Annotated in this window: 15 protein-coding genes and 1 tRNA gene; 3 read left to right on the forward strand and 13 right to left on the reverse strand. The window is 39.1% G+C overall.

Annotated elements, in window-relative coordinates; all coding sequences use genetic code 11:
• The first annotated feature begins 234 nt into the window (after positions 1 to 234).
• Both thiD and HUK49_RS09810 read left to right on the forward strand, forming a co-directional pair.
• Positions 235 to 1,062, forward strand: a complete 828-nt coding sequence (thiD, locus tag HUK49_RS09805) for a bifunctional hydroxymethylpyrimidine kinase/phosphomethylpyrimidine kinase (protein WP_191913596.1) — start codon at positions 235 to 237, stop codon at positions 1,060 to 1,062.
• A complete protein-coding gene (locus tag HUK49_RS09810; RefSeq protein WP_191913597.1) occupies positions 1,062 to 1,994 on the forward strand; it encodes an L-lactate dehydrogenase in 933 nt (310 codons plus the stop codon). Before thiD ends, HUK49_RS09810 begins: the two co-directional genes overlap by 1 nt.
• Before the next feature lie 53 nt (positions 1,995 to 2,047).
• Here the strand turns inward: HUK49_RS09810 and HUK49_RS09815 are convergent.
• Together HUK49_RS09815 and HUK49_RS09820 are read right to left on the reverse strand one after the other, a co-directional pair.
• A tRNA-Gly gene (locus HUK49_RS09815) sits at positions 2,048 to 2,118 on the reverse strand.
• Positions 2,119 to 2,165: 47 nt separating this feature from the next.
• Entirely contained in the window at positions 2,166 to 2,483 is a 318-nt protein-coding gene (locus HUK49_RS09820; protein WP_102169125.1) for a hypothetical protein, read from the reverse strand.
• Between the two features lie 140 nt (positions 2,484 to 2,623).
• On the opposite strand from HUK49_RS09820, the gene HUK49_RS09825 reads away from it, so the two are divergent.
• Positions 2,624 to 2,965 carry a hypothetical protein gene (locus tag HUK49_RS09825; RefSeq protein ID WP_191913598.1) on the forward strand — a complete coding sequence of 114 codons (342 nt, stop codon included), beginning with the start codon at positions 2,624 to 2,626 and terminating at the stop codon, positions 2,963 to 2,965.
• On the opposite strand, the gene HUK49_RS09830 is transcribed toward HUK49_RS09825, so the two are convergent.
• The 11 genes from HUK49_RS09830 to HUK49_RS09880 form a co-directional block, all read right to left on the reverse strand.
• A complete protein-coding gene (locus tag HUK49_RS09830; RefSeq protein ID WP_191913599.1) occupies positions 2,945 to 3,535 on the reverse strand; it encodes a non-canonical purine NTP pyrophosphatase in 591 nt (196 codons plus the stop codon). The two genes, HUK49_RS09825 and HUK49_RS09830, sit on opposite strands and share 21 nt — an antisense overlap.
• A 12-nt stretch (positions 3,536 to 3,547) precedes the next feature.
• Positions 3,548 to 3,943: an ASCH domain-containing protein gene (locus HUK49_RS09835; RefSeq protein ID WP_191913600.1), complete on the reverse strand. Its 396-nt coding sequence runs from the start codon at positions 3,941 to 3,943 to the stop codon at positions 3,548 to 3,550.
• A 64-nt stretch (positions 3,944 to 4,007) separates the two neighbouring features.
• Positions 4,008 to 4,919 (reverse strand): hypothetical protein, encoded by a 912-nt coding sequence (locus HUK49_RS09840; RefSeq protein WP_235981114.1) that lies wholly within the window; start codon positions 4,917 to 4,919, stop codon positions 4,008 to 4,010.
• A 1,169-nt stretch (positions 4,920 to 6,088) separates the two neighbouring features.
• Complete coding sequence (locus HUK49_RS09845; protein WP_191913601.1) at positions 6,089 to 7,021, reverse strand: GH25 family lysozyme; 933 nt, start codon at positions 7,019 to 7,021, stop codon at positions 6,089 to 6,091.
• Between the two features lie 12 nt (positions 7,022 to 7,033).
• A complete protein-coding gene (locus HUK49_RS09850) occupies positions 7,034 to 7,477 on the reverse strand; it encodes a phage holin, LLH family (protein ID WP_191913602.1) in 444 nt (147 codons plus the stop codon).
• A complete protein-coding gene (locus HUK49_RS09855; RefSeq protein WP_191913603.1) occupies positions 7,477 to 7,803 on the reverse strand; it encodes a hypothetical protein in 327 nt (108 codons plus the stop codon). The genes HUK49_RS09850 and HUK49_RS09855 overlap by 1 nt, the downstream gene beginning before the upstream one ends.
• A 476-nt stretch (positions 7,804 to 8,279) precedes the next feature.
• Positions 8,280 to 8,873 carry a hypothetical protein gene (locus HUK49_RS09860; RefSeq protein WP_191913604.1) on the reverse strand — a complete coding sequence of 198 codons (594 nt, stop codon included), beginning with the start codon at positions 8,871 to 8,873 and terminating at the stop codon, positions 8,280 to 8,282.
• Between the two features lie 261 nt (positions 8,874 to 9,134).
• Positions 9,135 to 9,269, reverse strand: coding sequence for an XkdX family protein (locus tag HUK49_RS09865; RefSeq protein ID WP_191913605.1), 135 nt, complete (start codon positions 9,267 to 9,269; stop codon positions 9,135 to 9,137).
• 11 nt (positions 9,270 to 9,280) lie between these two features.
• Positions 9,281 to 9,655 (reverse strand): hypothetical protein, encoded by a 375-nt coding sequence (locus tag HUK49_RS09870; protein ID WP_191913606.1) that lies wholly within the window; start codon positions 9,653 to 9,655, stop codon positions 9,281 to 9,283.
• 15 nt (positions 9,656 to 9,670) lie between these two features.
• Positions 9,671 to 10,153 carry a hypothetical protein gene (locus HUK49_RS09875; protein ID WP_191913607.1) on the reverse strand — a complete coding sequence of 161 codons (483 nt, stop codon included), beginning with the start codon at positions 10,151 to 10,153 and terminating at the stop codon, positions 9,671 to 9,673.
• A partial coding sequence (locus HUK49_RS09880; protein WP_235981116.1) for a fibronectin type III domain-containing protein occupies positions 10,153 to 10,559 on the reverse strand: 407 nt, incomplete at its 5' end. The genes HUK49_RS09880 and HUK49_RS09875, both read right to left, overlap by 1 nt.

Genomic DNA, 10,559 nt, shown 5'->3' on the forward strand with positions numbered 1-10,559 from the left:
TATTTCACTGAAAAATTTATCTCAGCGAAGAGAAATGACCTTACCGCAGCGGAATACCGCTTTGGCAAGGCCAACTAATTTTTATTATTTAATGTGTAAACTTGACAGGGCACAGTACCATCTCCGCCCACTTTTCTTTTAGTATTTCGTTTCTAACAGCATTTTTATTGAATCATTATTAATCCTTTTATGTTACAATTTTCCCAACACGTTAAAGAAAGGTTGCTGATAGACATGATTAATCAACAAGTACAAGCAGTAACAATTGCTGGTCATGACTCAGACGGTAGTGCAGGAATGCCAGCTGATCTCCACGCATTTTTTGTAGATGGTGTTTATGGTCACGGACTCCTTACCGCTGCCGTCTCCGGGAACTCTTATGGGATTGACGCGGCACAAGTAATGCCAAAGGATTATATTGAACAGCAATTTAAAACATTATCTACTGATTTCAAGATTTCTGCCGCAAAAACGGGAATGCTTGCTAATGATGATGTAATTAACGTCGTCGCTGATCAATATGCTAAGGTTGATTTTGGTCCACTAGTGGTCGATCCTGTAATTATTACCAAACACGGGGCAATGCTTCTTGAACAATCTGCATACGAATTATTCCGTGAACGAATTGTTCCCTTAGCAACTGTGATTACACCCAACTTCTACGAAGCACAAAAATTAACCGGACTACAGTTGAAAAATACCCAGGAAATGTTCGATGCAGCAGTCAAGCTTCATGAGATGGGAGCAAAAAACGTTGTCATTAAAGGTGAACACAATGATCCAACTCAAAAGGAAGTAGTTGATGTAGTCCTGTTGGAAGACGGCTCGCGGTTTGAACTAACTAAGCCATTCTTCGATACGACCCACGTTAACGGAACTGGAGATACTTTTTCAGCTATCATCGCTGCTGAATTAGCTAAGGGCACGGACGTGAAGAATGCCGTTATTCGTGCTAAGGATGCTGTTTACGCTGCTATTTCTCATCCACTGGAGGTTGGTCATAAATTTGGACCAATTAATCACTGGGCAGCAGAACGTGAATTAAAGAAGAAGGAATTATAATGATTAATCACTATCGTCATAAAGTAGTCTTAGTTGGGGATGGTGCGGTTGGTTCTGCATTTGCCTTTTCTCTTCTTCAATCAAATCGTGAAGTTGACGAACTAGTTATCGTAACTCGTCAACATGATAAGGCGGTTGGCGATGCCCTTGATCTTGCTGATATCACCCCGCTAACCGGGCCTACAGACGTCTTTGTTGGCAATTATGAAGATGCTCATGATGCTGATGTCGTGGTTATTACCGCTGGTGTACCGCGAAAACCTGGCGAAAGTCGTCTAGATCTCATTCATAAAAATGTTAAGATCCTTAAGGAGATTATTAAACCAATCATTGCCAGTGGCTTTAATGGGGTTTTTGTAATCTCTAGCAATCCAGTTGACCTTCTAACCACTCTAACTCAACAAATTTCTGGATTCCCAAAAGAGCGGGTAATTGGTACGGGAACTTCACTCGATACAATGCGGTTACGGTTGATTCTTAGTCAGCGATTAAATATTTCAGTTAATGCAGTCGATGCCCAAGTCCTTGGTGAACATGGTGATTCTTCATTCGTCACTTTTGATGAGGCAATGATTAATGGACAAACGTTAAATAAAATTATCCAACTCACACCGGAAGAAAAGGATGAAATCGAGGAACAGGTTCGCCGAGCTGGTGCAAAAATTATCCAGCATAAAGGAGCAACTTTCTACGGTGTTGCTAAGTGCTTATCATCAATTGTCTGTGCAATTATTGAAAACCAAAATACTGTAATCCCCGTCTCTGCTCCTCTCACCGGCCAATATGGGATTAATGATCTTTACCTTGGTTCACCTGCAATCATTAATCGTCAGGGGATCGGTCAGGTAATTGAATACCAGTTATCACCAACTGAATTAGCTAAAATGCATACCTCTGCAGAACAGCTCTCCGCAGTCCTGAAAGAAATTTAGTAGAAATGAAAAAGGCAAGGAAAAACAAAATGTTTTCCTTGCCTTTTTCTATAAGCGGGTAACGAGAATCGAACTCGCGACGCAACCTTGGGAAGGTTAAGTTTTACCACTAAACTATACCCGCATAAACTAAGTAATAGCAATTACTTAGTAAGTATATCGCTAATCCAACTATTTGTCAGCCTTTTTTGATGATTTTTTTGTTGTCTTTGAATCAGCGGATGACTCAGAAGGCTTTTCGTCACCATCTTCGCCTTCATCGTCAGCTTTTTCAGTACGTGGAACAGCCTTAATCATCTTGGCTTCACTTTGCCGAATAACAGCACGACTGTTTAATTCATTAACCCCATTCTTATCGCTAGGATCAAAGTCTTGAATCGAAATCATAATAGAATTATTGTAGACTTTTTCAACGATTCCGGTAAAGTCATGATCCATCGGGCCAAATTTCTTTGCCTTAACAAGATCACCAATTTCAAAATCAGCCACAGGCTATCACCTCTTCATTATTCTAGTAAACACAATAATGTACAATACACTTTTTCTAACATTTTTTCAAGTAAAGTGTCCCTCTTAAGGACCATAAATTCTTATCAGTGATAAAATCAGATTCTGAAAGGAGTTTTCCGATGCTAAATCTTCTAATTTTATTCGCAATTATTATTTTATTTATTTCTTCTACTGCTGGTCTCCACGCTAAAATGGAAAAGCACGTTAGTAATTGGTTAATTATTACCCGTTGCTTCTTCTTTATTCTCTTAACCTGTCAGATAGTTCAACTGTTTCTCACCTGGAAGACTAGTCTTCTCGTCAATCTTATTTGGCTGGTCATTTCTATCATCCTCTTCATTCTTACTGCGAATGCTTTCCGTGAGAAAATTGTAACATTTGGTAATCCTCGTCATTCAAGATTAGTTCTTGTGGGGATGATTATTAACCTTTGTTTGGCATTAATCGTGATTTTCTTTTAAGAATCTGATTAATTTTTCAGTAGCCCGCGCCCGAGTTAAGTACGGATAGCTTTCTTCAAATGTCATCTGAGCTAATGTTTTAGTTAAGCCACGTGGAATAAGAATTCTGCTAAATCCTTCGCCATTAATTCCGCGTTCAGTTCTTGCAATTTGTCCCTTTAATGTACCATCAACGACTTTAATAATTTTTCCTTGATGAGCACATGCAATACTGGTCTGCATGATAAATTTGCGATCTCCTCCTTGAACAAGACGAATAATGTGCTGTGCATACTGGTGAGGCGTGGGGTAATTTGTAAGATCACGTGCTGTCCTCACTCCAAGAATTTTAGGTCTAGCTGTAAGCAGTAGCCCTGAATCATCTGCAATAATTAATCTATCAGGAAGAAATTTACTAATAAAGAGTGCTTTATCACTAGCATTTTCTTCATATGAATAGTTTCCCTCTGGAGGGAATTTTATTTTAGGGAGCAAGTCCGTATATGGAATTACTTCATTATTACAAACACGAAAAATCTGTTGAAGTTCTTTAATTTTATCGTGATTATGACTAGCAACAACAAACTGCAATTGAATCTCCTCCTAATAACGAAGCGGTGCAATTACTTTGTTAATCCATTCCATTGCCGCCTTACTATGAATATCTGTAAATGGGGCCCGTTCAATCAGGTAATCATCAATATTAAATAATCGCAATTGCCCCTTAACCTTAATTGGTTTAATCCAATACGATCCATTTTTCGCAAACGGAGCAATTTTCCAAGCATAACAAGAGCCACCCTGGCCTTGCCGTTGCTCAATGCCAACAATTTTAGCAACACAAAGGGCATACCCAGGAACGAAGCCACGAATCTTCTTGGCAGTGTTGCAGATCAACAGGTCTCCCCGATACTTAGTTGACCATGAACGATACTCTTCAGTTTTTGTCCCATTCATAATATCGGCAGCATAATCCGACCGAATCGATAAGGCTTTCATACTGACGCTCCTTCCTAAAAGGCACCACCAATCCTGAATTAGTAAGATTCGTGGTGCCTTTTACTTAACCCAAAATATGATCAACAAACAGAAATCCCAGAATGAGCACTACCCAGCCGATCACCGTTTTCACATTTTTACGCCGACTAAAGCGTTTTTTATAGGCTTCAGCTGACTTAACTAACTCTGGCGAAACTGCCAAATGTTCTTCGGTGTACCCGCTGGCATCAAGACTTTGTTGATGATTAAAGTCTTCACCATTCAGGTGGAAGTGGGCACCATAAACGATGTTATAAATCTTCCACTGTACACTTCCTTGTTCACGCCCAAAGACAACATAATCTGTCCACTGTTGCCGTTTAAATGACGAATTAAAATCAGAAAGAACATTCACTTCACTATCAATCCCGCTTACTTGAACCTTTGCAATAATTAGGTCAGGAGAAATTTTCTGAGCTGATACGACCCTCCCATGGCTAACCAGCACGTCATCAATAATCCCGTTCGATGCCTTGGTAATAATTTCATCATGCATTGTTGACAGGAAAACTCGTCCCAGTTGTGATTTCAACTGATCCAAATAATTACTGCTATCAGCAAAGCACCAACGAATCGACTGGCCATAAACAAATTGTGCCCAAGCATATGTCTCGACTAAGATCTGTGCTAATTGATCATCAACAGCATCATTTTCTAAGCGAATCTTAGCTCTCTTGAGTCCTTGTTTAAAGTCCTTAATCTTCATATTAGGAATTAGCATCCAGCTTGCCAAGCCATTAACTTCCGCGATATCACGAGTTCTCCGGTAAAGTCGCACTGCCATTTTACTGACAAAGCTAAGAACATATAATCCACAGAAAAACAGGACAAACAAGAATGCCCTAAAGCTATCTCCGGAACCACTATGCCCACTGCTTATATTACTGCTGCCGCTTGATGAGCTTCCACCACCGCTAGATGAACTGCCCCCCTCCACCAGTTGACCCCATTGAGGCAAAAGCCACATGAAAGGTTAGTAATTTGGTAATAATAATCACTAGAGCAATTTCCCAACGTTTAAAAAGGTTAACGCATTTCATTTTCTCCTCGCTTTGTTAATCACGCTATAATATTACTCATGGTATTGTATCACAACCTTAGGACGATGGCCCAATCATTTCAAAGTCAAAATTTGAAATGATAACCTATCAGTAGATTAACGTCAAAAAGTAAGATTTTCTTCAACTGATAATCCTCTTTCTGTTCATTATTAAATTAAAAAAACTAGCTGTAGTAATACAGAAGTGCCCCCATAGTTGCACTATATCTAAAGTATACTCTTGCCTAGTAGATGAGTATCAGAATAAAGTTGAGGAGCAAATTGAGGAATGCCTTAAAAATATAAAAAAGAACCCCGAATATACAAAAGATGTATATTCAAGGCTCAAATCACTGATATAACAGTGATTACAGGTTATATAGAATGCCCCAAACAGGCAGCAATATACGTTTGTAATCATTGATATATCAACGCTTTTGATTGTAAGTGGGACCCAAACGGGACCCATCGTTAAATTTAAATCAGTATAGCATATTATTATCAGTGCAATTTATCGTGATTTTGCACTGATAATAAAAAATCCCTCCTGATTTACAGGAAGGACTTTTTTAATGGCATGGCAAGGTAACCACTCCCTGCCTTTATGCACATCCACGTTCTATAAGAATACTACATTGATTAGAGCTAATTGTCAATCTGATTATTCATCGTGTACAATGATTATGCCGCTAATTCGTCTAACCAGCGAAATTATATTAGTGGTAGGACGGTGAGTCCTTTGAACATCCACGTTCACATAACCTGGTGGGGAATGATCGTACTAGCAGTATTGGTTTTTGCCCTTCTTAAAGGTTAACCATTTTAGCCAACCAGTAGCGGAGGCAAGCATCCCAACTACTGGTTGGCTTTTTATTATACCTGTTTACGTTTATTAATCAAAAGTGTAAAAGTGAATACATGATGTAAGAATGCTATTATATCAGTATTTCATCGTTAAATTTAGTAAATTACAATAATGAGCAAATTTTATAAAGTTCTTACATTAACGCAAAAAATCCCTAGTGGTCATTGCAGATTGTGCAACTACCACTAGGGATTAATTAGTTCTATTCAAATTTTCCGTATGATTCATTCGTGTAGGCATTCCGTACCGCAACATAACCGTACTGACCGTTACCACGTGGCTGACGTACATAGACAAAGCCATTAGTCCGTGCCCAGGCGTCATACTTCACCACATCTCCAGCATGTAATACCGAGATTACTGAACTAGAAGGAGTAGCTCCCCAACGAAGATGTAAATCAGTATTAGCGGTAAACTTACCATTTTCAGCGTGCCAAGTTACTCCAAGAGAATCTTGCCAAGTTGTCCCAGCGTATGATGGAACATTTGAAGTCTTTGTTTCGTTTTTCTGTGGTGCTGGTTGAGCGGTATGAGTAACAGATCCATCACCCTTAGCGATTGCTTGCCAACCATTAGCATCAACATAGAACAAGGAACGGTCTTCAGTATTACCCGTGAATTGCCACCCAGTAAGAGCTTGCCAAGGGGCAAAATTATAGCTGGATAGAAATGGTGGTACCGTCCAAGAATTAGTGTACCAAGGATAACCAGCGCCCCATAATCCACAAGTATCTGCACAATTAGCTACTTGCCATACCGCAGAAAATTGTACATAAATAATCGGCCATACACCGGTTTGCCGGTGAATTTCATTAACAAATTGACGACACCAGTTAGTGTTATCCCACGAAGCATTTTGTGCAGATTCCCAATCCAAGCCAAGAATTGCCTCATGGACGTAGCCCTTAACATTCTTCAAGAAGTAGTTAGCTTCTGAAATTGGGTCCCCACCGCTTGCATAGTGATATACACCTAGTAGCTTCCCAGCCTTTTTCGCTGCTTGATAGTCAATATCACAGAACGGGTTAACATAACCTGTCCCTTGCGTAGCCTTAATAATAACAGCGTCCGCATTATCATCTGTGGCGTACCAGCGAGGTGAACCTGAATAAACATCTACTACTTTTAATGGCATAAGATAACCTCCTTATTTTGCTTCAACTGGTTGGGTGTTATTTACGTTGTCTTGAACTTTTGGTTTATCTTGCTTTGACTGTCCAAGATTTTTAAATACATACGGTTTCTCATTACTTGTAGGCGTTAATGGTGATTTTTCATAAGCTGATTGCACCGCTGATTCAATCGACTTCACATCAACGTTAGTAAAGCCCTGCTTAGCAAGTGCATCTTGTACAATTGCCGTTGCTTGGGCGAACTTAGCATCACCAGTAATGTTCTTACTTACTAAGGAGTTGACTGCTGTGTTAGCGACCTGTTCAATAAAGACCCATAGCTCTTTTAATTGAGTAGTTTTGGCATGTTGAACCTTGCTGTGTAGTAAGTTCTTCCCTGCATTCATGAGATAAAAAATAGCGGTCGAAACAACCGCTGTAATTACATATTCCGGAATTGCATTAATAATCTCATTCATTATTTATCTTTCCCTCTTTCAAAGACTTCATGCTCCAGTGCTTTGATTTTTTGATTCCGCACCTTAGCTTCACCAATATGTTCCTCAAAGCGCTCTTCTAGCGAATCAACCCGATCGACTGTCCGATTTGCTGTTGATTCAATTGAATCCATTGTGTGACTTAGATTATCAATTTTAACGATTAAATCTTGAACTACGTTTGACAGCTTTTCAGTTCCGTTTTTAATTGCTAGGTTAAGCAACCAAATCAAGAATCCACCAACGATTGAAAAAATAGTTACGATTGCCAACAGCTCGTCCCACGAATACCCCGCAATACTATGCATTTACTCACCCCCCCCCTGATTTTAAGGATAAAAAAAGCGCCAACCGAAGTCAGCGCTGAAACCATTACTTGAACAGTTTATGAATTAGATGTTTAATGTGCTTACTAGGCACGATCAAGAAGATTACACACCAGTGCATGGAGTCACCCCCATTCTTGCACATAGTAAGAGCTGATTAGACCCTCGGCGTGCTTGTCTATTGTATCATAATAGTTTTATGTTATAATACATATATCAAGAAGATTATACCGGCGTGCAAATCGGTTTCAGTCGATTACTTAAACCGTACCGGTAAACTTGGGCGCTTAATAGGCGTCCTTTTTTGTTTTAAACTTTCATCCAATTAATGGTAAACTATACTTGTCTTATCAAAGACACACCATTTATTGGCCCTTTGAGGTCGCATAGTTATCCTTCCCAAAGGTAACTAGAAACATATAGAAAGTGCTAATTCTCCGATTCGGATTAGCGCTTTTTTACTTTCTATCTTTTAGGGGAATGATCCAAGTATGTTGGATTCGAATTGATTGGCCCAATTCAATTCCATCATTTATAAATCCCCATCTACCATTGTGATTAATAACTGTTACCCACCTATCTCTATCTACAAGGTATGCAGGATATTCTCCATTTAGATCATAAGAATGACCATATCCATCTACCATGAAGGGGCTTGGTAATATGGTGCTTCTATCTACATAATTAATGATCACGTCAACTTTTAGAATAAAAATATCATTAATTCTTAACTCCTTAAAACCACCTTCTTCTATTTTCCAGCCATTCATAGTAACTGGCTCATTCTCATACAATTTTGGCTTTAATTCATTAAAATTATCTTTAATCCGATCAATATGATAATCATTCACTATCTTACTCTCGACACTTGACTTCAATTTTTCAATTTGTTTATCTGAAAGTCTCCATTGAAGAATTCCAAAAAATGCCGCAATAGCAATAGAAACTGTTACAACTATCCCGATAATCCAAAAATAAAATGTGTTTTGCCTATTGATTTCCTGGTAGAGTTTGTCAAACAAATCGCTATTTGAAAGAAGTATGTTAAGCATATAATTCACCTACGTTTTACCAAAGATGAATTAATCCTATAACAAAAATAACATCAATGACAAGAAGAGTTATTGCTAAACCGATTGTTAATTTCCATGGATTATACATAAATTCACCTCATTAAAAGCCGCCCATAAGAAAAGCGTGCGATTGCGTTAAAATTTAACGCTTTCGTACGCTTTTTTACTATGTATTGTGTATTTCTTTGGCGACTATGTGTTAGCTATATATCAGCTATATCTAGCTATCTAATTTACTATCTAGGCAACCGTAGCTGGTGCTAGAATCTTTTGCTCATCTTCAGCAGAAAGCATTCCGACTTCAACAAACAAAGCCAAGTTATCCTTAGTAAATAATCCCATCTTGTAGTAACTGTTGTAATATTCAAATCCCATGATTATACCCCCTATTGTGCTACCTTAGTATCTCCTGCAACCTGCTTCTTTAATGTAGCGATGTCAATTGTCAATTGAGCATTAAGTGTTGCCTGTTCCTTATTTTGTTGCATTAATTGTGCCAACTGAATTTGCGTTTGTGCATCATGCTTTTGTTGATCGGTTGGTTCAGCAGGGTGTTGAGGGAGCTTTGCTTCCCACTCTTCTTTGGTAATCCCTTTCCAAGTTTGCGCTTGTTCATCAAAATAAGGGTCATATAACCCATCCGGACATACAACGGTTGTTGCGCTATCCGGCATTTCCTGGCCGTCCTCTAAGACGGTCGCATATAAAAGACGATTCCCATTATTGCGATCAAATAGATAAATCCATTTTGTTTCTGCCATCTTTATTTCCTCCTTCTATTTTTTCCATACGAAGACGTGCTGTACTTGTAAGTTAATTTCTACATCTTTGCTGGCAGCAGTACTCCACACATTGTCTCCAAGGTGTTCTGTGTAAATCTTGCCGTTGAGGAACAGAACTGGTAAAAATGTGCCATTAACCCAATCCGTTCCGGGAATTCTTGTCCAATCAAAACCATTGCCACTAACAATTGGGTCTCCCGCAATTGGAGCACCGCTTGAAAAATCTACACCTTTTGGCTTTTTAATTTCAAAAGAAGCGGCGATAATATTGTATTTGTCATTGCTTAACTTTGTGAAAGCGTTTGGACCTCCACCAATCCAGCCATTCTGTGTAACAATTGGGTAAGTTTGAATTTTAAATTCATTGCTCCCTATCTTGCCTTGATTATCAATAATCGCTTGCTTAATTAATTCAAAGTTATCATTAATATCTTTGGGACCTTGATTCATCCCGTCAAAGATTTCTTTTAAGTCCATTAAACTAATCCTCCTTTGTAATAAAGAGCCTTGTAGCCCTCAAAGACTCCAAAGCTCTTGTCTGGTAGTTGTTTCATTGTTAACCCGTCACTCATCAAGTTAAAGCTATTAGTAATTTCAATCGTGCTCATCCCGTTGACCGAGCTAATTACCTTTGCCGGCAAAATCTGTCGATTGCCGCCACCGAACATACCCTTGGGTTCCGTCCCAATCGGAACTAACCCTAATGCATATTCAAGGTAGACTAATGACACCGTTGTCCCAGCGGTTAAGCTAACTGGCACCTTAACTTGAATTCCCCGAGTTTTAACCGTCAGGCTCGTCCTTGGACTTTCACGGAAGCCATTAAAGGACGCTACTGACAGATGAAGCGTAACGTTGGGTGTTAAACCCGCCCAATGAAAGT

This window comes from Limosilactobacillus portuensis (assembly GCF_014838735.1).
In the GTDB taxonomy this organism is placed as follows: domain Bacteria; phylum Bacillota; class Bacilli; order Lactobacillales; family Lactobacillaceae; genus Limosilactobacillus; species Limosilactobacillus portuensis.

What these genes read in the sequence shown, in the direction of transcription:
- HUK49_RS09825 (WP_191913598.1), top strand. Translation starts at nt 2,624, where the DNA reads ATGCTAAATCTTCTAATTTTATTCGCAATTATTATTTTATTTATTTCT.
- HUK49_RS09865 (WP_191913605.1), bottom strand. Translation starts at nt 9,269, where the DNA reads ATGGGATTTGAATATTACAACAGTTACTACAAGATGGGATTATTTACT.
- HUK49_RS09860 (WP_191913604.1), bottom strand. Translation starts at nt 8,873, where the DNA reads ATGCTTAACATACTTCTTTCAAATAGCGATTTGTTTGACAAACTCTAC.
- HUK49_RS09845 (WP_191913601.1), bottom strand. Translation starts at nt 7,021, where the DNA reads ATGCCATTAAAAGTAGTAGATGTTTATTCAGGTTCACCTCGCTGGTAC.
- HUK49_RS09810 (WP_191913597.1), top strand. Translation starts at nt 1,062, where the DNA reads ATGATTAATCACTATCGTCATAAAGTAGTCTTAGTTGGGGATGGTGCG.
- HUK49_RS09875 (WP_191913607.1), bottom strand. Translation starts at nt 10,153, where the DNA reads ATGGACTTAAAAGAAATCTTTGACGGGATGAATCAAGGTCCCAAAGAT.
- thiD (WP_191913596.1), top strand. Translation starts at nt 235, where the DNA reads ATGATTAATCAACAAGTACAAGCAGTAACAATTGCTGGTCATGACTCA.
- HUK49_RS09835 (WP_191913600.1), bottom strand. Translation starts at nt 3,943, where the DNA reads ATGAAAGCCTTATCGATTCGGTCGGATTATGCTGCCGATATTATGAAT.
- HUK49_RS09870 (WP_191913606.1), bottom strand. Translation starts at nt 9,655, where the DNA reads ATGGCAGAAACAAAATGGATTTATCTATTTGATCGCAATAATGGGAAT.
- HUK49_RS09855 (WP_191913603.1), bottom strand. Translation starts at nt 7,803, where the DNA reads ATGCATAGTATTGCGGGGTATTCGTGGGACGAGCTGTTGGCAATCGTA.
- HUK49_RS09850 (WP_191913602.1), bottom strand. Translation starts at nt 7,477, where the DNA reads ATGAATGAGATTATTAATGCAATTCCGGAATATGTAATTACAGCGGTT.